Source organism: Mesorhizobium shangrilense, from assembly GCF_040537815.1.
In the GTDB taxonomy this organism is placed as follows: Bacteria; Pseudomonadota; Alphaproteobacteria; order Rhizobiales; family Rhizobiaceae; genus Mesorhizobium; species Mesorhizobium shangrilense.
Map to the genome: position 1 here is coordinate 759,660 of NZ_JBEWSZ010000002.1, position 20,236 is coordinate 779,895.

The window sequence follows — 20,236 nt, forward strand, 5'->3', positions numbered from 1 at the left end:
CACCGCAATGGCCCAGATCGGCACCTTCACCCGCAACGATGACGGCTTCTTCGGCAACATCTCGACGCTGACGCTCGACGCGAAGCTTGCCATCGTGCCTGCCGAGAAATCGGATGCCGAAAACGCGCCAGACCATCGCGTCTTCTGCGAAGGCATGGAGATCGGCGCGGCATGGGATCGCACCGGCGAGAAGGCCGGCAACTATCTCTCCGTCTCCATCGACGACCCGTCCTTCACGCAACCGATCCGCGCCAATCTGTTTAAGTCCGATGCCGAGAGAAGTGTCTGGGCGTTGCACTGGAGCAGGCAATCGAAGCGCGACGAGAGAGGCTGATCGGATGCTCCGAGGGCGCTTCAGTGGCCTTTCTGCGTCAAACCCGTTGATCGATCGGGCGCCGTTCAAACCCTTCGACCCGATCGCCAATCAGGCGGCCGCCGCGCGCAGCGAACGTCAGGGGCGGCCCGACGCTTGCCCGTCGTTCAGGACGTTTACCACGCCGCGGTTCGCAGCAAGCAGGTTCGGCCGGCGAAGCCTTGCCCTTGACGGGAGCGAGCACGGTGGCAGGCTGCAGACGCGTCGGGAACGTGGTGCATGTGATTTTATCTGCCGAGGCATTGCAGCACTGTCTGCAAGCGTCATGCTCACCCTTCCAGCGCCTACTGTCTGTGCAGAGCTTTCCGCTCATCGTGAGCGGCCGGCGCACTCCGGCAGCACCATCTCGTCCTCTGATCCCTGGTCGGTGCATATCCGGGAGGCTGCCAAACGCTTTGCCATTCCCGAGCGGCTGCTTCGCGCTGTCATGCATGTCGAGAGCGTTGGTGATGTTCATGCGGTGTCGAGCAAGGGCGCGATGGGCTTGATGCAGCTCATGCCGGCGACATGGGAGGAACTGCGCATCAGGTATCATCTCGGAGACAATCCTTATCTGCCGCGCGACAACATTTTCGCAGGTGCAGCGTATCTCCGCGAGATGCTCGACCGCTTCGGTCGCAACGGCTTCCTCGCGGCTTACAATGCCGGTCCTGGGCGATACGAAGGGCACCTTGCAACCGGTCGGCCGCTGCCGCGTGAGACGATCGACTACGTCAGGAAACTCGCGCCTTTGATCGACGGAACAGCTCCCATTCCGTTGCGCGCACGGCAGGCGGCGGGCAGAGCGAGCGCATTTGAAGCGGCGGTTTTCGCGCGTGGCGGAAGCACACGGAATAGCTCAGGTTCGCAAGGCGATCACCAGACCAATATTCCTTTCGAAACTGTGTTCACGGCGATCCGCTCACCCAGCGTGAGATCACCAGCGGTTAAAGCGGTCACCGATCTTACCGCGCTCGTACCGCCACAGGACGGCTCGCGCAGTGAAGGTGGACTGTCTCCGCCCTCTGCTGTCCATAGCCCGTTTGCGCAGGGTTCGTCCGAGACGTCACAATGATCGGTGCATTGCTGGTCAATCGCATTCCGGCCTGTTCCGTCGCAGAAATTGCGGAGGGAGGGTGGGTTTCGGGGCAGCACGGTAAGCGTTCGGCCACTGCACGTCAGGTCAGGCTTGACATGAATCCTGGGTTTGCAGGTTCAAGGAGGCAGGCCGTCGACGCAGCCTGCTATTCTCCGGGAGCTTCCGATTTCGCGATTACTGCTTCAGCACGCTCTATCGCGGCACGAAGTTCATCGCTCTGCCATGAATCGGCGGAATGGCCATCGTCGAACGATCGGTCTTGCGTCTCTCGCGCGCAAGACGTCAGCTCACGAAGCGCGGCAATGGCCTCGGCAAGCAGTCTTGCCTCTGCTCCGTTTGCTGAAGACTGGGTCATCTGTTTATCCCCATCACACTGCAACTATGAATCATCAACCGGGGTCGCCACAACATACGACCACCGCCATTGTGTGTTGTCCAATACTCATCATTCGGCGAGACCCAAGGCTTGCTCAGTCAGCGGCCCGGCCATGCGCTACCCAGTTCCATGGCAGCAATTCGTCAAGGCGGTTGATGGGGTACCCGTCAACCATGCGCGCGAGCACGTCCTGAAGATAGGCGTAGGGTTCGACGTCGTTGAGCTTGCAGGTTTCGATGAGCGAACACAGCACCGCCCACCGATGGCCGCCGCCGTCGCTGCCCGCGAAGAGATGGTTCTTGCGGCCGAGCGCGACAGGTCTGATCGCGCGCTCGACCGGGTTGGTGTCGAGCTCGATGCGGCCGTCGTGCAGGAAGCGGGTCAGGCCGTCCCAGCGCGAGAGCGCATAGCGGGCGGCTTCGGCGAGCGTACTGCGACCCGACAACAGCGGCAGCTGTGCTTCGAGCCAGATCCGCATGGCGTCGACGATTGGTTTGGAGCGGCTGCGCCTGGATGCAAGCCGATGGCCCGGCGATTGACCCCGAACGTCGGCCTCGACAGCATAGAGTTCGCCTATCCTTTGCAAGGCTTCCACCGCGATCGGCGCGCTGGTCGCCTGCGCCACGTCGTAGAACTTGCGCCGTGTATGGCTCCAGCACGCGGCCAGAACGATATCTCCCTTGCCGGTAAGGCGCTCGAAGCCGACATAGCCATCGACATGCAGAACGCCCTTGAAGTGCTCGAGATGCGAGACGGGACGTTCGGCCTTGCGGTCCGGCGCGAACACATAGACCGCGGCCGGCGGCTCCGGTCCGCCCCATGGCCTCTGCTCGCGGGCGTAGACCCAAAGCCTTCCAGTCTTGGTGCGGCCGCGGCCTGGATCGAGCACCGGGACCGGTGTGTCATCGGCAAAAAGATGGTTCGAGGCGAAGATGCTTTTGGCGAGCCGCTCGTGCAGGGCTTCGAGCCACCAGCAGGCGCCGCCGACCCAGCCGGCAAGGGTGGAGCGCGGAAGTTCGACGCCATTGCGGGCGAAGATTTGCGACTGCCGATAGAGCGGCGTGTGATCGCAATATTTGCTGACCAGCACCTGCGCCAGCAACGCCGGCGTCGCCAGACCGCCAGCGATTGGCCGCTCCGGCGCCGGCGCCTGCATCACCGTCTCGCAGGTCCGGCAGGCATATTTTGGCCGCGTCGTCCTGATCACGCGAAGCTGCGCTGGCACCCAATCCAGCATCTCGCTCACGCTTTCGCCGATGGCATGCAGCGCGCCGCCGCAGCAGGCGCAGACCATGCTGTCGACATCGACCAGGACGTTTTCGCGCGGCAGATGATCGGGCAGCGGCTTGCGATGCGACGGCCGCTCAGTCGACGGCTTGCTGACGAACAGACGGCTCTCCTGGATGCGCGCGACGTCAGCGTCGAGTTCTTCCAACGCGAGTGCAAGCTGATCGGGATCGAGCCGCTCCGAGCTGCGGCCGAACTGCGCCCGCTGGAGCTTTTTGATGATCGAATGAAGCCGCTCGATCTCCCCGTCGCGGCTCTCGACCGCAGCCGCCATGTCGTGCACGAGGCGTTGAAGAAGTGCTGGATCGGACGGCAGGTTTTCGAGATCGACCAACATGATCGATTCTATCACAAACAGCACAAGAACCCAAGGATTCCGGGCTTCTTTACGACAGTAGAAGTGCCGGTTTCAGCCGGCCAGCATCGGTCGCCAGAAGCGTTCCGGCGCGCGCCAGTCGATGCCCTCGATGAGCATCGCGAGTTGTGCTGGCGACAGTGCCACCGAGCCGCCTGGCTCAGCCAGGCGCGGCCACATGAACTGTCCGTGATCCATGCGCTTGGTGAACAGACACAGTCCCGTTCCGTCCCAAAAAAGGATCTTCAGGAGCGAGGCATTCTTGCCGCGGAAGACGAACAGATGACCCGAGAAGGGATCCTTCTTCAGATGCTCCTGGATCAGCGTGGCGAGCCCATCGAGACCTTTGCGCATGTCAGTGTGACCCAACGCCAGATGCACTTTCACACCCGCCGGAACGACGATCATGATGCCTTCTCCTTGCCGGCCAGGTGCCGCTTGACCGCAGCCGCAGACGAGCCCGCCGGCGCAAACACGCGCCGCCCATCATCCAGTTCGATCGCCACCATGCCGTCCGGCGGCCGCACGAGATCGCGCAAGGCGGCAAGCGCCGGCGGCTCAGTTTCACCTCCATCGGCGAGCTCGACCAGCGCCAGTTCCGGCGCCTTGCGGGCGGTCAGGCCGAACTCCTCCCGCCAGCGGAAGGCCATGCTGGTGGCAATGCCATGGCGGCGGCAAACTTGCGCCACAGCGACGCCGGGCTTCTCCGTCTCCTGCACGATCGCCCGCTTCTGCTGCTCGGTGAAGCTGCGCCGGTGCGATCGACCGTCCACCGCGTCGGGTGTCAAGCGATATTGGCGCCGCGCGCAATTAGCAGCGCTGCTTAATTGGGCCCGGGCACTGGGATGAAGAAGCAATCGCCAGTCCATTTCGTCGCCGGATTCTTCCAGGCGATCGCGCCAGATCCGCAACGCGTGTCGCGAAAGTCCGAGCGCGGCGGCGTACTCGGCATGGCCCATGCCGCTCCAATTCAGCGCCTCGACATGCATGCTCCAGAACGCCCGCAGAGCAATCGGGCCGCTGTCCGTGCGCTTGCCGTAACGATAGCGGGGCCGCCTCTGGGGACGCTTCGGCTGTTGCGTCTTGCGCTTACGTCCGGACTTCTCGCGGCGCAAATTCTGCAGCTTTTCCGCACGCTTGCGCAGGTCGTCGCCGCTCACCAGATGGTGCATCCACAGATCGAACGTCCTGATCGAGAGATCGCGCCGGCGGCAGAATTCCTGCGCACTGAGATTGCTGGCGATCCAGCTCGCGACCTGCGACGACCAGTAGGGGCTGTTGGCCTTGGCCCAGGAGCGGCGAGGCGCCATCCGAATATCCTCCACAAACCGAAGGAACCCGACATGACGCGAGATTGCACTACTTCAAATATGTGCAGGGACCGGACGGTTACGCAGCACGGGAAGGGATGGCAGGATAAAGGGCCGCGATGTGCGGCTCGGTCGGTTGGTTGTTTTTCTTACGGTTTTCGCCTTGCTGCGCGATGTGCGTTGGAAATCTGCGATGTGAACCGACGCGTTTTTTCAATCGTTCCAATGGAAATCGCACCTCGCGGTGTCCGCAGCCATGAGTCGAGATGATGGCTTTCGCGTTCGCCCCGGCCGTATTCGCTCTCGTGTCGACCAGCGCGCGCGCCCTTTCATTTCCCAGGCGCTCGCGGCGGCACAGCAAGCGGGCGGCCACATCTCGCGCAAGGGCCGGATCATCTCCCCACGCGCCTCGACGTTCGGTCGCGGCAGGTCGGAGAGTATCCGCGCCGATCGCCTCGTCACCAGCCGCTCACGGGCCGCCGTCATTAAGGCGCGTGTCGTCCGTCAGTTCAGGGGATCGACGCCGCTCATTGCCCATCTAAAATACCTTCGTCGCGAGGGCGTGACACGTGACGACGAGAAAGCAAAGATGTTTGGGCCCGACACTGACGACGCCGAACATGATGCCTTCGCCGAACGATGCAAGGACGACCGGCATCATTTCCGTTTCATCGTCTCACCTGATGACGCCCACGAGTTGGGCGACCTCAAAGCCTTCGCCCGCGACCTGATGGTCGATATGCAGCGCGACCTCGGCACGAAACTCGACTGGGTAGGTATCGACCATTGGAACACCGAACATCCGCACATTCATATCCTTGTGCGCGGCGTCGCCGACGATGGCCAGAATCTCGTCATCTCACGCGACTACATCCGCCAGGGCATCCGCGATCGCGCAGGCGATATCCTTACCCAGACACTCGGGCCACGCACCGACCACGACATCCGTCGGACTATCGTGCAGCAGATCGGCACCGAACGTTGGACGCAACTCGACCGCCAGCTTGTTCGAGACAGTGATCGCGATGGCATCATCGATCTCGCGCCGCGTCCGGATCGCCAGCCTGACGAGTTCATAGCGCTGAAGGTCGGACGGCTCCGGAAGCTGGAAAACCTTGGTCTCACCAACGAGGTTGGTCCCGGCCAGTGGATCATGGCGGATGACGCAGAAGCCACATTGCGCGCGCTCGGCGAACGTGGCGACATCATCAAGCGAATGCATCGTAGCCTTGCTGGTCATCGCATCGATAGGCCTGCAGCCAGCTTTGTCTTAGGTGGCGAGAAGATCGATACGCCTGTCATTGGCAGGCTGCTCGACCGCGGCCTGGATGACGAATTGCATGGTTCGGCCTACGCCGTCGTCGATGGTCTTGACGGGCGTATCCATCACATTCGCTTCCGTGATCTGGAAGCCACCGGAGATTCCGTTCCCGGCTCCATGGTAGAGCTTCGCCACTATGCAGATTTGAAGGGGCACGAGCGTGTCGCTCTCGCCGTCCGCTCAGACCTCTCGATCGAAGAGCAGGTCCGTGCTGGCGGCGCGACATGGCTCGACCGGCAGCTCGTCGCACAGAATCCGGTCGAGTGCGGGGAGGGCGGTTTTGGCAGGGACGTCAAGCAGGCGCTGCAGGATCGCACTGACCATCTTGTTGAGCAGGGTTTTGCACGACGCGAGGGACAGCGCACCATCTTTGCGCGTAACCTGATCGATACCTTGAGAAGCAGCGAGGTAGATGCGCTCGCCGCGCGGCTTGCAGGCAAGACCGGGCTTCCGTTCACGAAGCCTGCACCTGGCAGCCAGGTGTCAGGCATCTACCGGCAACGTTTCTCCCTTGCTTCCGGTCGTTTCGCCATGATCGATGACGGGCTGGGTTTCCAGCTCGTACCTTGGTCGCCATCTGTCGAGCGGCACCTGGGCAAGCATATTTCCGGTATCGCCTACGCAGGGGGCCGAGTCGATTGGACCTTTGGAAAGGAGCGAGCACTGGGCTTGTGATTCCAGACGACGGTTGTGCGAATTCATACGCGGGAGCGGACATTCCAGATGCACGGCCAAACGGCCGCTTTGCGCCCAATCATCGCCATCCAGACTTACAATTGCTTCGCCCGATAGCAGACATTCGAAAACCTTGTTGATCTGCAACGCGACGTGCCCGTGAGCCGCACAAAAAGTCACATCGCGCAGTGTCGCGGACATCGCAATGTCGCCCTACAGTCGATCATTGGTCGCTCACCAGCACCTGCTCCAGGTAGTCGCTGAAGGCACGCGCTTTCAGTGACGGGCGTCGGCCGGCAGGGAAGACTGCATAGGCCGTTGCCGGCGCGAGCCGATAGTCGGGCAAGACCTCGACAAGCGCGCCGGAGGCGAGTTCATCCGCGCACATCCATGTCGATGCGATCGCTATGCCAAGGCCGGCGCTCGCACAGGCGACAGCGCCGATGGCCGAGTGGGTCCGCACACGCGGATCAAACGGCTGAATCTCAGTTACTCCGTCGCGAAGAGCGGTCCAGTTCTGCTCGCCGCCGTCGCTCGGGCCGCCGACAAGGTGGTGCTGGCCGAGCTCGGCAAAGTTCTTAGGCGTGCCGCGGCGGGCAAGATAAGCGGGCGCGGCGACGAACAGGCGCCGGGTCGCGGCAAGCTTCCGCGTCACGAAGCTGGAATCCGGCTGATTGCCGATGCGAAGAGCCATGTTGGCGCCCTCGGCGATCAGGTTCTCGTATCGGTCGGACATCATCAAGTCGGCTCTGAGCAGCGGATGCCGTTCCAAGAATGCGGGCAGCAGCGGCACGATTTGCTTGACGCCAAAGGTCGCTGGCATCGACACGCGCAGCGTGCCGGACAGCCGGTCCGCGCCGCGCGCCGCGTTCTCAGCCTCCTCGATGCCGGCAAGCGCTTCGCGCGCACGGGAAAGCAGTGTCTCGCCGGCATCAGTCAGGGAGAGTTGGCGCGTGGTCCTGGTGAGCAGCTTGACGCCCAGCCGCTCCTCAAGTGCCGCGACCGTGCGCGAGACGGAAGGCTGCGACAGACCGCACTCCCTGGCCACTTTCGAGAAGCTGCCGGTCTCGACCGTGCGGACGAAGATCGCGAGTTGTTGGAGTCGGTCATTCATACAGATTGCGTATATATCATATCAGGTTAGCCACGCTACTCACTTATCTGCGCATGATTTACCTCTTGGGCAACTCGCCGGCTGGCGGCGGTTCGTAGAGTTGAAGGAGAAAGATCATGGACGAGCTGAAAGGCAAAGTAGCGATCGTCACCGGTGCGTCGAAAGGCATAGGCGCGGCAATCGCCCGGCGATTTGCCGAGGCGGGCGCGGCCGTGGTGGTTAACTACGCATCGAGCAAGGAGGATGCGGACAAGGTGGTCGGCGATATCCTGCGCGACGGCGGCAAGGCGGTGGCGATCCAGGCAGATGCCAGCAAGCGCGCCGACGTGAAACGGCTCTTTGACGAGACGAAAGCGGCGTTCGGCACACCCAGCATCCTCGTCAACAATGCTGGCGTGTATCGCTTCGGACCGCTTGAAGACGTGACCGAAGCGGAGTTCCACCGGCAGTTCGACACGAACGTGCTGAGCACCATCCTGACCACACAGGAGGCGGTCAGGGCCTTTGACGGCCGTGGGGGTAGCGTGATCAACCTCAGCACGATTTCGAGTGCCAACCCTGTGCCGAACTCCGTCGTCTATTCGGCTTCCAAGAGTGCGGTGGACACTATCACCAGGGCCCTCGCCGACGAGCTCGTCGGCCGCAAGATCAGGGTCAATGCGATCGCGCCCGGGATGACCGAGACCGAAGGTCTCGCGGTGGCGGGCATCGATGGCGAGACCGCCAGCAACATAGCAGCGACCTTGCCGATGGGTCGGCTCGGAAAGCCTGACGACATCGCGCGCGTTGCCGTGTTCCTAGCTTCCGACCAGTCCGCCTGGCTGACCGGTGAACGCATCACCGCCTCTGGTGGGCAGCGCTAGCCGCCCGCCCTAAGTTCGGTGTTGATCTCGCAGAGGTGTTGCGGCAAGCGAACAGACGCCTCCGATTGCCGCGACATCTTCATTGTTGTCACCAGAATTGCAGCGGAGAACGCTTATGTCTCAATCAGAACATTATGACTTCCTCATCCTCGGCAGCGGGCAAGGCGGCAAGCTGCTCGCCTGGCATCTGGCCCGGTCCGGGCGACGGGTTGCCGTCGTCGAGCGCCGCTGGGTCGGCGGCTCCTGTCCCGCCGTCGCCTGCATGCCCAGCAAGAACGAGGTCTGGAGCGCGCGGGTCGCGCATCTCGCCCACAATGCCGCACAGTTCGGCACGATGACCGGCCCGGTCTCGACGGACATGGCGAAGGTCCGCCGGCGCAAGCAGGAGATGGTCGATCGCGAGATCGGACTTCACCTCAACGCCTACAAGACCAGCGGCGCTGAACTGATCATGGGCAGCGGTCGTTTCGTGGAGCCGAAGATGATCGAAGTGACGCTGAACGAAGGCGGCACACGCGTGCTCACTGGCGATAAGGTCGTCATCAATGTCGGAACGCATGCGGCCATCCCCAGCGTTCCCGGTCTCGAGGAATCCCAGCCGCTCACCCATATCGGCGCCCTGGAGCTCGACACCTTGCCGCCGCATCTTGTCGTGCTTGGCGGCGGCTACACCGGCCTGGAACTGGCACAGGCCTATCGCCGCTTCGGTAGCCGTGTGACGGTGATCGAGGCCGGACCTCAGCTTGTTGGCCGAGAGGACGGCGACGTCGCCGACCAGATGCAACGGCTCCTTGGAAGCGAGAGCATTGAGTTCCTCGTCGGTGCCGAGCCGCTTGCGGTGCGCGGCCGCTCCGGCGAAGAGGTCATTGTGACCGTGCGCACGGCTTCGGGCGAGCGCAAGATCGAGGGTAGCCATCTGCTCGTTGCCGTCGGGCGTGTCCCGAACACCGCTGGCATACAACTCGAAGAGGCCGGCGTCGAGCTGGATGGCCGCGGCTTTATCCGCGTCAACGAGCGGCTGGAGACGAGCGCTCCCGACATATGGGCGCTCGGCGAATGTGCCGGCAGCCCCCAGTTCACCCACGTCTCGGTCGACGACTTCCGCATCGTCAGGGACAATCTGGCCGGCGGGAACCGCAGCACACGCGACCGTCAGGTGCCTTACACCATGTTCACGGACCCACCGCTCGCCCGCGTCGGCCTCAGCGAAGGCGAGGCGCAACGCCAGGGCATCATCGTGCGCGTCGCCAAGCTGCCGATGAGTGCCGTGCTGCGCACCGAGGCGACGGACGAAACGCAAGGCTTCATGAAGGTCGTCGTGGGCGGCGATGACGACCGCATCCTTGGCTTCACGATGATCGGCTCCGAGGCCGGCGAGGTGCTGGCTGCGGTGCAGACGGCAATGCTGGCGAACCTGCCCTATCCGAAGCTGCGCGACGCCGTCATCACGCACTTGACCATCGCGGAGGGACTTGGCCCGCTGCTGTCGAACGTGCCGCCAAAAGCACACCAATAGATCGGGTGAAGAAACTCCGACCTTATCATCGCTAAGTGCTGGCTTTTCCGGACACTGAACAACCCGAACAAAGGAGCAACCCATGTCCCGTTTCGACGCCTATCGCTCGTCCTTCCCAAACGCCAAGCTCACCCGCTCGGAAAGCGGGGTGCTCGAGGTGGCACTGCACACCAATGGCGGAAAGCTCGTCTTCAACGGCCACACCCATGAGCAGTTCATGGACCTGTTCCACGCCATTGGCTCGGACCCCGACAACCGCGTCGTGATCCTTACCGGCTCGGGCGACGCATTCATGGACACGATCAGCTCGGAGGGCTTCGATTTCTTTTCGCCGCGCGGCTACGACAAGATCTACCGCGAGGGCAAAAAGGTCCTTATGAACATCCTCGACATCGAGGTCCCGGTGATCGCGGCGCTGAACGGGCCGGTGTTGTTGCACTCTGAATACGCTCTGCTGGCGGACATCGTCCTGGCGACCCCGGAGACTGTGTTTCAGGACAAACCGCACTTCGACTTCGGCATCGTGCCTGGCGACGGCGTCAACCTCCTGTGGCCGGAGGTGATTGGCAGCGTACGCGGCCGCTACTTCATCCTGACGCGCCAGCAACTTGACGCCGAGACGGCTAAGGCCTGGGGTGCGGTGAACGAGGTGGTGCCCGCGGACCGCCTGTTGGTCCGCGCCCATGAGATCGCCGAGGGCCTGGCCGCCTTGCCGCCGCTGACCAGCCGCTACACGCGGATCGCACTGACGCAGAAACTGCGTCGCATCGTCGACGAGGGCGCGGGCTACGGCCTCGCCCTGGAAGGCATCAGCGCCGCTGAGGTGGCGCGGACCATGGCCGCCGCCAACGCCTGATTTTGCCAGAATCGTCGCCCCTGTACCGTAGGGCAGTCTGTAGTCGACGTCGGCTTAAGCGACTGAGAGATGCACCCGTAGCTCAGCTGGATAGAGCGCCACCCTCCGAAGGAGGAGGCCACACGTTCGAATCGTGTCGGGTGCGCCATCTCTCTCGAAACGCCTTTAGGGGGCCAGACTGGGCTCTTCAGCGAAAATTTCAGCCAGAAAATCGATGAAGACCCTGACCTTGCTGGCGAGGAACCTTCCGTTGGGCCTGACCGCGCTGATCGCAAGCTTTGGGCGCGAGTAATCCTTCAACACCTCCCGCACAGTTCCGGAGGCGATCTCCGCGGCAAACAGCCAGCCCGGTGTGTGCGCTAGGCCCAGGCCAGCCAGGACGGCAGCGCGGATCTGCTCCGCATCGTTGGTGCGGAAGGCGCCCTTTGGGTGGTGGACGATGGGACCGAAGCGGCCCGAAAACTCCCAGACGCGCGGCGCGCCATCGGGCGCATAGATCACGCAAGCGTGGCGTTCCAGATCGTCGGGCGTCTGCGGCTCGCCATGTTCCGCCAAGTAGGCGGGGGTGGCGACGGTGACGATTGGCGTCTGGGCAATCTTCCTGGCGATCAGGCTGGAATCCGATAGTTCGCCATTGTGGATGCCGAGATCGACGCCCCCTTCGATCAGGTTGACCAGGTGATCGGTGACGACCAGTTCGACGGATACCCCGGAGTAGCTGGCAAAAAACGCGCTCAACCGAGGCACGATATAGAGCCGGCCGAACACGGGCGTCACATTGGCCCTTACCAGGCCGGATGGCGCGACGACGCCGCGTCCGACACGGGATTCCGCAGCTTCGAGGTCGCCTAACAGTCGCACGCCGGACTCGTAGAAGTCACGGCCGGCCTCGGTGAGGGTCAGGCTGCGGGACGTCCGCTGCAGCAGCTGCGCGCCGAGGTATGCTTCGAGAGCCGCGATCTGCTTGCTCACCGCCGGCTGCCCGACGCTTAAGGTGCGGGCCACAGCGGAAAAGCTTCCGGCGTCCACCACCCGGACGAACAGGCTGATGGCACCCATACGGTCCATCTGCGTCTCCCATCAATTCCTAAAATGGAATTGATTCTATTCCAATCAGCTTTCTACCCCCTCGTTCAAGGAAAGGATAGTTCTTTTCTCATCCGCCGGAGGAAAGCCCCCGGTGCATTCGAAAAGGAGATTGCCATGACCAAGAGCACTGACGAGAAGGCCCTCACCGACATCGTGAGGGAAATGGCTACGTCCATGACCGCTGAACAAAGCACGCGGCATTGGGCTGACGATGCGCTGTGGTTCGACATTCCGGCCTTCGCTTCAAGGGGCCTTGAGCCGGCGAAGAAGATGTTCGACCGCGTGTTCAGCGGGTTCAAATCCTGCGACATCGACATCCTCGAAGAGGATGTGAAGATCAGCGGCGACATCGGGATCGTCTGTACGGTCCAGAAGGCCAAGATCGTGCTCAAGAACGGCGAGACCAAGCACGCCTGGGTGCGCCAGACCGACTGCTTCGAGCGGCGGGGCGGCGAGTGGAAGCTGTTCCATGAACACGCCTCATCCCCCGCCGGCGGGGAATGGGACGGCAAGATCATCACAGCCTAGTTGGGGGCTACAGCAAGCCCAGGAAGGGAAGCCGCCATGGTCCTTGCGATGGATCGTCAGATCACAGCTGCACTCGACCGAATGGTCGCGGGGCTGGGCGAGGTCCAACCTCGCCCGCCCGTCGGCGACTGGCGCACGCGCCGTGAAGGCGGCACTGCCATGTTCGGCATGTGGGCCGCCCCTTCAATCGGTCCCCACGGACGTGGTCACGCGCGACATCTCGATCCTGTCGCACGGCGGCGAGCCGAACTGAGCCTGCGAAGAGGGGAACGACAGCTTTGCGCCCCATGTCGGACGTTAGAACCCGGTAGGCACGCACAGGGCCAGCAATGTTCTTCATCGCATGCTCGCCCAGGTCGACGAGCGTATAGGGAATCTTTCCCTTCACTTGATCATAGACGCTGCGTCCAATGACGACCCCTCCGGGCTCACTGACCTTTTCCAGCCAGGCGGCCACTTTTACGCAGTCACCGTAGATCGTCGTCTCATCCAGGATAACCTCGCCGGCGTTGACACCCATTCTGAAGGCCATGCGCCGGTCTTCAGGAAGATCTGTATTGCGCGCCGTTATGCGTTCTTGCGTCTCGACTGCGAACTGCAACGCGTCGACAGCGCTGGGAAACTCAATCAGCAGACTGTCGCCCGCTGTGCCGACCAGCCGACCCCTGAATTGCGCGACCTTCGGATCGATCACTTCGGCGCGCAGTGCCTTTAGTTGGAAGAGAGTCCCGGCCTCATCGGCCCCCATCAAACACGAGTAGCCAGCTACGTCCGCTGCCAAAACCGCCACAAGCTTTCGTTCCGGGCGCGCCACGATGCCTCCTGGACTACAAAGACGTCACGTGGGTTTGCTGGGAGCGTAGCACTCGCGTGTATGCGCAACTAGCCGCCATAGAACGTCCGCTTTGGCACAGCTTCAGACCTTGGTCCCACCGGGCTGAACGTCCGCCGTCGTTCTTCGCACGCCAGAAGCCGCCATTCTCGTGGCGCAGATGAGATAGACACCGGCGACCGGATTTCGCTGTTAGCAAAACGGTCGATTTGCGGACAGATAGCGCCGCTTCTCTGAGAGTCCGTGCAATCTGGTCAAATCAATGTGACCTTGAAGGTACGGAGGTTGCACGGCCGGGTTGTCTATGATGAAAGTCTAATATTGTCCTGGGATTTGAAATCTCATGCATTTGACGGCTGAAGATCGGTCGCGCGTATTAAACGCAATAGCGGTCGTTGTCGTTAACGTCATTTTTGCTGGAGGCGCATCGGCGCAATCGCCAACGGCAGAGGAGCCCCCGGAAACACCCGATCCGCTGGGGACCCATTATGCGACGGGTCTCAAATTGATGTCGACTGCAGAGACGAGAGGCCTCCCAGAACTGCCTACATTTAGGGCCTTCTTGCCGGAAACAGCCGATCTGTCTTCCAGATTTCCACTGCCGGGCGATCAGGGCGGCCTCGGCTCATGTGCTTCCTGGGCTGTCGGGTATGCTGCGCGCAGTTACTACACGTCAACCATCGAGGGGAAGAAGTTAATCCCCGCTACTATCGTCAGCCCGAGCTATCTCTTTAACCGCGCGCGTTCAGGCAGCTGCGAAAACGGATCAAGCCTGTCAGCGAATGTCTACGCACTTAAGGACGGTGCAGTATCGCTCGCACAACATCCATACGCTGACAAATGCGAGACGATACTGCCTGAAGAGATTGGTCGGGCGACCAACTTTAAGGTCCAGGGTCTGTCAAGGCTGGATGCCACTAAGATCGACGATGTTAAGGGACGGTTGGCCCAAGGGGAACCGGTTATTCTGAGTTTGCAGGTGTTGCCAAGCTTCGAAAATTACCGCGGCGGCGTCTATGAACTTAGTTCGACGAGCAGCGAGGCCGCCAATCATGGAGTGGTGGCTATAGGATACGATGATCGTCGCCAAGCCCTGCATATAATCAACTCTTGGGGTAGGAAATGGGGCGAACGCGGCTTTATGTGGCTATCCTACGACGCTTACGCCAAAATGGCGGAGGAAGCAGTAGTGTTGCACGTTGCTGGCTTTAAACCTAGTCCGCCGGTGCAGCCCATAGACACGTCCGAACTGTCTCAACTTATCGCTGAAATCAACACGCGGACCTGCGCGAACCTAACCTTCCACCAAGATGGCAAGCAATCGTCGTATCCGGATTTGTTGGCAGCGACGTGGACCTCAAACGCGTGGAGGACCTAGCGGCTAAGAAGCCCGAGATCAAGGTTGACTCCGTCTTGCTTGCGGCCTGGCCACAGTGCGAACTGAAGCAGATGCTAGCTCGGGCGGTGGACGAACCGGATAAGCCGATTATCTCTGTTGTGGACCAGGACCATCTCTACCCCGGCCGTCTGCTTGACGTGACGGTCCGTACGCCCGGGCATTTCAGCTATGTCTATATAAGCTACATTCAAGCGAACCAAACTGTCGTTCATCTGGTGCAGCCGAACGGGGCAGAAGGCCAGACGGAGCCTGGTCGCGAACTACGCTTTGGCGATGGTCAGCAAGGCCGCCCCAAGTTCACGATCTCATCACCCCTTGGACGAGAGATGATAGTAGTGGTGACATCCCGGAGTCCGCTTTTCGAAACCAAGCTTCCGACCATTCAGGACGCTAGGGATTATCTGAGCCTGCTGCGGAAAGCATTGATCTACCGGCCCCGGTCCGATCTTCCCGAACGCGTGATAGCGGCATCCCTCATCGACTTCGAAACGAAGGCAACACCATGAGAGAGCTAGTTGCGGCCACTCTGGTGGCGCTGCTTTCAACCGCGGTTCCTGGCGCAGCTCAAAACTTGAGTTCGGACGAGATACGTTGCCGGCTCGACCCAACTTGCCCCAAGCCAGGGTTTCGGTCTCTTCCTTTCGGCAAACGGGGCGTCACGGTTGATCCGACCGTGGTCGCGGACAAGCCCAACGCTGTGAACCTGTATGTCACGTTTGCGTACGATTCTGCGGATCTTCTAAACGATTCCATCATAACGCTGGACGCGCTGGGGAAAGCCCTCACAGATCCCAGCCTCGCATCGGCTCGTTTCCTCATATCTGGGCACACTGATGCTCGCGGAACTGATGAATACAACCAGAAACTCTCAGAGCGTCGCGCGAAAGCCGTCGCGGACTATCTTGTCTCCAAGTTTGGCGTCGATGCGTCTCGCCTGGAGGTGAAGGGATACGGCAAGACGGAACTTTATGATCCAAACAGGCCTGACGATCAGGTCAACAGACGTGTGCAGGTCGTGAATCTAAGTGCAAATGACCTTGGCAACTAGCGCAGAGGGGCTCTCGATGAGGTGGGTTTCGGCTTTCCGAAGCGTCGTTCCGCATTTGCTGGTTTGGCTCATCGCAGTCCTGATCGCCGCCAGTTTCGAGAGATCGGCGTTCGCATCCGATGAGACGCGCGAGCTCCAAAGAAAACTGTGGGTGCTTGGACTCTCTGACGAAGAGCTAGACGGCAAGGATAGTCGCGCACTGCGAGATAGCCTAGCTCGATTCATGTCAGAGCATGGTAAGAATTTTACCACGGAGAACGACGCCGCTGGCGTGCTCGACCAAGCTATAAAAGATAAAATCCACGAAGCCATTGGCCCCTATGAGAGTACTCAACCATTTGACCGGCCATCCTTTTCAAAGGATATTATATCGAACCTCGAAATTTCCCCAGAGGATAATATTGTTCTTGCTGGAGATTGTCAAAACATTGCCCGGTTTCGCCTAGACACAGGGATGCCGCTGAAAAGTTTTATGCAAACTACCGGCCAACACTTCACGTACAGTAGTGCCACCAAAAAAATAATCTGCTTCGCCTCATGGGCTGGCACAAATAACGGACTGCATGTTATAGATTCTGTCTCGGGAATTTCTGCCGACTACATTAGGATTCCTGGATTGGCGAGCTTTACGTTCGCTAAAATCACGGCAGCATCTGCCAGTTCCGTTATCTGGGTACTCGCAGACGATGGAGTATGGTCTGTCGACCTCGCGAGACGCGATGTCCGTGAACTCGACAGAATTACCCAGAAAATCATGCCGGGGAAATTGTTCGTATCTTCGGACGGTTCGATAATTGCGGTTCAATTTCTCGATCTAGGCAAGAAGCGCGAAGAGATAAGGGTCTATGATACATCTTCTGGGCGCCGACTTACGAGCGGTACGGAATATGATTGGTTCCAGTTGTCGGACAGCGGCAATTATTATTACATTCGGACGAGTAAATCTGCAGAGATACATGACTCCAGGTCTGGGAATGTCGTTTTCACAAATAGATTTGAAAATGGTGAAGGACCATTCGACGCTGTAGCGTTCACTTCAGATGATAAATCCCTTCTATTTGTCAATAATTCTGATGATGTGAGTTCAGTTTTTCAATGGGATTTTGCGACTGGAGACGTTCGAAATATTTCTCATTTTCCGTCCACCGGTACCGAGCTGCAGATTGATGAGAGACGGGGTGAGATTTACACCGTCGGCAGCGACGGCGTGTCTAGGTACCGACTGATGACTGGGGAGGCTCTAATACCTCGCACGGCGGTACGCCGATTGGCCCTGGATGCTGCGGCGGTCAGCCTAGACGGGAGCGTGGCAATAGGTATCGCTGGTACGGTCGCCTACGTTCTTGACACCCAAACCGGGCAAATGCGCACGTTGCATTTTGAAGCCTGCAACGTCAGCGGGTCTGAGGAAATCACTGATGCGGTCGAATTGGCAGATTTTATTGGAAACGAGCACATAGCTATAGCCTGTGATGATGGGTCTATAAAGGAACTTGATCTCACAAATGGAAAAGTTAGACCAATTACAAATTTTTCTAAGGAGCAGGCAAAGGATATAAGAGTGTCTCCGGATGGCCGATATGTAGCGGCGAGGTACTCCGAATACAGCCCAAAGTCAAAGCATACGTTACTGGTGGCGGAAGCGGCTACGGGAAAGATTGTGGTCCAAAAGACGTCATCAGACTGGCTAACTGCATTCAACTTTGTCGATGGAGGTAGCAGCCTTCTCTATGGTCTCGACCACTTTGCTATCGTTCAAAATCTTTCTACAGGGAGGATTGTATCTCGCCAGGAGCTCAGGTTGGAAACGACGAGATCCGGCAACAGAACGAGATGGTATTGGGGTGTGGTAAAGTGGGTAATTCCCGATACTCGCACAGACGCGGCACTCCTCGGTGTCGGTGGGTCCGGCGGCCTGATTTACAAATACGAAAGCGGGAAATTTACATTGCTTGCCGGACAACTGACTGCCGGCAAAAAATCAGCTGACACGATCGCCCGGGCTTCGAGAGCCAGCCGGTTGGGAGGCAACCGTCTTGTGAGCCTAGTTGGCCCTAACGAGCCTATAACCGAGGTTGTTGGCGCGGACGATTTTAGCTCTCAACATGATGTTACGGGTGGGAGAATCCTTGCACTGGCACCGCAGAAGGAAGGACGTTTTCTAGCGATAACAGACGTTGGTGACTTCTTGCTCTATGACGTTGATAAGCCGCAGCCGATCTTAAGGACTGTGCTGAGCGAAAATGGGAACTGGTTGAGCCGCATTGATGGCGGCTATTTTGGTGGGACGAGAGAGGCGGCTCAAAACCTGTTTCTTGCGCCAAGTCTAAATGAAACCGTCACCATCGATAGCTTCTTTAACACACTCTATAGACCTGATTTGGTCGCTGCCGTCGCCTCAGGAAGCCGCGGTGCGCAGAAGGAAGACGACGGTCCGACGATAAATACGCTTCTGAAGGATGGGCTGCCGCCGACCATAAAGATTCTATCGCCAGCAGGCGAAAGCATTGCGGACAAGGATACCATCGTTGCGAAAGCCACGGTAACGGCCTCAACTGGAGGCATCGGTCGTATAGAATGGCGAGTGAATGGGATCGCCCGTGTTGCTCGTACGTTGCCTCCCTCTGTAAAAGTAAATCAAGGCGAGCCGATCGCAATTGACGACAGCCTGCTTCTGGAGCCAGGCAACAACGTCATAGAGCTTATTGTTTTCAATGCGTCGAATGGAATTGCATCCACGCCCGCCACTACAAACGTTAGCTGGGCGGCAACCGGTACTTCAGTTTCGCCTCGGCTTTTTGTACTCGCCGTGGGCATCAACGAATATTGGGATAGCCGGCTCACCCTTAAATTCGCGGCGAATGACGCAGCCGATTTGACCCATTCCTTTGAGCTTGCAGGTGCCGATCTCTTCGATGGTGTGAAAACCTGGCTAGTGACAGACAAAAAGGCGACAAGAAACGGAATCGATGCGGCGTTTGACGGTATCGCCAAGCAAATTCGATCGACAGACGTGTTTGTTCTTTTCGTGGCTGGGCATGGGAAGACTGAGGATGGGCGGTACTATTTCATACCGTACGATTTCAAGTATTCAGGTCCCAGCTCAGTCTCGGAGCAGGGTATCAACCAGGACGACTGGCAACGTTGGCTGACTCGTGTCGCAACTCGGAAATCCTTGCTGATGTTTGACACTTGTGAGAGCGGCACGCTGACTCTCGAGCGCACTACCCGTGGTTTCGATCGCCTTGCTGCTCTTGATCGCCTCACGCGCGCGACCGGACGGTCGGTGCTTGCCGCCTCCAGTGATGACGGTCCAGCACTCGAGGGCTTTCAAGGTCACGGTGTATTTGCCTACTCTGTGATGGAGGGGCTTGGTGTAGCGGACCCCAACAGAACCGGCTTGATCCAGGTGACGGCCTTGGCATCATACGTGGGCGCGCGGGTGCCCGACCTATCTTTTGGCAAGTTCGGCATACGTCAGGTTCCGCAGATGAAACTTATCGGTGAGGATTTCGCGGTCGGACGGACAGTAAATGCCTTGGCAAATCCGTCGGAGGATTTCGTGCCGATACAGCCGACCCACGTAGTCATCGCGGTTGCTCCAATCACCGACGCAAAGGGAGTCACAATTGGAGAACCTCTTCATCCAGGCACTCTGGTCAGAGTTGTAGGCACCGCTGCGGCGAAGTCGGAGGTAGCTCGCGATGGAAAGCGCATTGGCTTTGTCTCTTCGACGACTTTAGCTCCGATGCAGTGACTTCGCGACAGTACAAAGGCGGACATGGTGTCCGGACACAGCAATGTCGCGTATTGATCATATTGTGAGAACCCCTCTTGAGAGTGCAAAGGTCGGCTTTGCGCCTCATGTCGGACATTTAGGTCAACTTGGCCATCTCCTGAAAGCCGCCATCCCAAGCGACCAGGGAGGCTGTGGTTGAGCGGGTTCGTTCCGAGGGCAAGGATACGATTAGCCACCGTTTTCGCTAGCCGACATCGATGGCTTTCATCAATGAGGCGGTCGTCATAGGATCGGTTCAGGCAAAGCAAATTGCCGCCGCGGGAATTACGTTGCTTGATCCAATGGCGCTGGTTTGCCAGCGGTTCGTTGCGAACTTTGCGTTGTCGTAGCTCGGATGAAGAAATAGATCGCGTTCATCTTTGACCTTGGCGACCTCGGTTTCGAATGCGGCGTAGCTCACCGGATCTCTTCAACCGG

The 20,236-nt window shown here is 59.7% G+C and carries 18 protein-coding genes and 1 tRNA gene; 12 read left to right on the plus strand and 7 right to left on the minus strand.

The window, feature by feature from the left end; translation table 11 throughout:
* Positions 1-7 precede the first annotated feature (7 nt).
* On the plus strand, positions 8-334 hold the full coding sequence (locus ABVQ20_RS28375) for a DUF736 domain-containing protein (RefSeq protein WP_354462974.1): 327 nt from the start codon (positions 8-10) through the stop codon (positions 332-334).
* Positions 335-638: 304 nt separating this feature from the next.
* Entirely contained in the window at positions 639-1,427 is a 789-nt protein-coding gene (locus ABVQ20_RS28380; protein WP_354462975.1) for a lytic transglycosylase domain-containing protein, read from the plus strand.
* Between the two features lie 494 nt (positions 1,428-1,921).
* On the opposite strand, the gene tnpC is transcribed toward ABVQ20_RS28380, so the two are convergent.
* The 3 genes from tnpC to tnpA all read right to left on the minus strand — a co-directional run bounded on the left by tnpC (position 1,922) and on the right by tnpA (position 4,779).
* Entirely contained in the window at positions 1,922-3,451 is a 1,530-nt protein-coding gene (tnpC, locus tag ABVQ20_RS28385; RefSeq protein WP_354462976.1) for an IS66 family transposase, read from the minus strand.
* A 72-nt stretch (positions 3,452-3,523) separates the two neighbouring features.
* Positions 3,524-3,877, minus strand: coding sequence for an IS66 family insertion sequence element accessory protein TnpB (gene tnpB / locus ABVQ20_RS28390; RefSeq protein ID WP_023767057.1), 354 nt, complete (start codon positions 3,875-3,877; stop codon positions 3,524-3,526).
* The gene (tnpA, locus tag ABVQ20_RS28395; RefSeq protein ID WP_354462978.1) at positions 3,874-4,779 is read right to left on the minus strand and encodes an IS66 family insertion sequence element accessory protein TnpA; all 906 of its coding nucleotides are present in this window, start codon (positions 4,777-4,779) and stop codon (positions 3,874-3,876) included. Before tnpA ends, tnpB begins: the two co-directional genes overlap by 4 nt.
* Positions 4,780-5,035: 256 nt before the next feature.
* Between tnpA and ABVQ20_RS28400 the strand changes: the two genes are divergently transcribed.
* Positions 5,036-6,775 (plus strand): relaxase/mobilization nuclease domain-containing protein, encoded by a 1,740-nt coding sequence (locus tag ABVQ20_RS28400; RefSeq protein WP_354462979.1) that lies wholly within the window; start codon positions 5,036-5,038, stop codon positions 6,773-6,775.
* A gap of 223 nt (positions 6,776-6,998) precedes the next feature.
* Here the strand turns inward: ABVQ20_RS28400 and ABVQ20_RS28405 are convergent, their stop codons facing one another.
* A complete protein-coding gene (locus ABVQ20_RS28405) occupies positions 6,999-7,889 on the minus strand; it encodes a LysR family transcriptional regulator (protein ID WP_354462980.1) in 891 nt (296 codons plus the stop codon).
* Positions 7,890-8,005: 116 nt separating this feature from the next.
* On the opposite strand from ABVQ20_RS28405, the gene ABVQ20_RS28410 reads away from it, so the two are divergent.
* The 4 genes from ABVQ20_RS28410 to ABVQ20_RS28425 all read left to right on the plus strand — a co-directional run bounded on the left by ABVQ20_RS28410 (position 8,006) and on the right by ABVQ20_RS28425 (position 11,272).
* Positions 8,006-8,752 carry an SDR family NAD(P)-dependent oxidoreductase gene (locus ABVQ20_RS28410; protein ID WP_354462981.1) on the plus strand — a complete coding sequence of 249 codons (747 nt, stop codon included), beginning with the start codon at positions 8,006-8,008 and terminating at the stop codon, positions 8,750-8,752.
* Positions 8,753-8,867: 115 nt separating this feature from the next.
* Complete coding sequence (locus tag ABVQ20_RS28415) at positions 8,868-10,268, plus strand: mercuric reductase (RefSeq protein WP_354462983.1); 1,401 nt, start codon at positions 8,868-8,870, stop codon at positions 10,266-10,268.
* 82 nt (positions 10,269-10,350) lie between these two features.
* A complete protein-coding gene (locus ABVQ20_RS28420; RefSeq protein WP_354462984.1) occupies positions 10,351-11,124 on the plus strand; it encodes an enoyl-CoA hydratase/isomerase family protein in 774 nt (257 codons plus the stop codon).
* A 71-nt stretch (positions 11,125-11,195) separates the two neighbouring features.
* Positions 11,196-11,272, plus strand: a tRNA-Arg gene (locus tag ABVQ20_RS28425).
* Positions 11,273-11,289: 17 nt separating this feature from the next.
* On the opposite strand, the gene ABVQ20_RS28430 is transcribed toward ABVQ20_RS28425, so the two are convergent.
* On the minus strand, positions 11,290-12,183 hold the full coding sequence (locus ABVQ20_RS28430) for a LysR family transcriptional regulator (RefSeq protein ID WP_354462985.1): 894 nt from the start codon (positions 12,181-12,183) through the stop codon (positions 11,290-11,292).
* Between the two features lie 144 nt (positions 12,184-12,327).
* Between ABVQ20_RS28430 and ABVQ20_RS28435 the strand changes: the two genes are divergently transcribed.
* Entirely contained in the window at positions 12,328-12,741 is a 414-nt protein-coding gene (locus tag ABVQ20_RS28435) for a YybH family protein (RefSeq protein ID WP_354462987.1), read from the plus strand.
* Between the two features lie 61 nt (positions 12,742-12,802).
* On the opposite strand, the gene ABVQ20_RS28440 is transcribed toward ABVQ20_RS28435, so the two are convergent.
* Positions 12,803-13,555, minus strand: coding sequence for an adenylate/guanylate cyclase domain-containing protein (locus ABVQ20_RS28440; protein ID WP_354462989.1), 753 nt, complete (start codon positions 13,553-13,555; stop codon positions 12,803-12,805).
* 361 nt (positions 13,556-13,916) lie between these two features.
* Here ABVQ20_RS28440 and ABVQ20_RS28445 point away from each other — a divergent pair, with 361 nt between their 5' ends.
* From ABVQ20_RS28445 to ABVQ20_RS28460, 4 genes are read left to right on the plus strand one after another with little or no spacing between them, the layout of a single operon-like run.
* Positions 13,917-14,951: a C1 family peptidase gene (locus tag ABVQ20_RS28445; RefSeq protein WP_354462990.1), complete on the plus strand. Its 1,035-nt coding sequence runs from the start codon at positions 13,917-13,919 to the stop codon at positions 14,949-14,951.
* Positions 14,924-15,478, plus strand: coding sequence for a DUF4384 domain-containing protein (locus tag ABVQ20_RS28450; protein ID WP_354462992.1), 555 nt, complete (start codon positions 14,924-14,926; stop codon positions 15,476-15,478). Before ABVQ20_RS28445 ends, ABVQ20_RS28450 begins: the two co-directional genes overlap by 28 nt.
* Positions 15,475-16,020 (plus strand): OmpA family protein, encoded by a 546-nt coding sequence (locus ABVQ20_RS28455; RefSeq protein WP_354462993.1) that lies wholly within the window; start codon positions 15,475-15,477, stop codon positions 16,018-16,020. Before ABVQ20_RS28450 ends, ABVQ20_RS28455 begins: the two co-directional genes overlap by 4 nt.
* Positions 16,021-16,036: 16 nt before the next feature.
* The gene (locus tag ABVQ20_RS28460; protein WP_354462994.1) at positions 16,037-19,777 is read left to right on the plus strand and encodes a caspase family protein; all 3,741 of its coding nucleotides are present in this window, start codon (positions 16,037-16,039) and stop codon (positions 19,775-19,777) included.
* Positions 19,778-20,054: 277 nt separating this feature from the next.
* Here the strand turns inward: ABVQ20_RS28460 and ABVQ20_RS28465 are convergent, their stop codons facing one another.
* Positions 20,055-20,219: a hypothetical protein gene (locus tag ABVQ20_RS28465; RefSeq protein ID WP_354462995.1), complete on the minus strand. Its 165-nt coding sequence runs from the start codon at positions 20,217-20,219 to the stop codon at positions 20,055-20,057.
* Positions 20,220-20,236 lie beyond the last annotated feature (17 nt).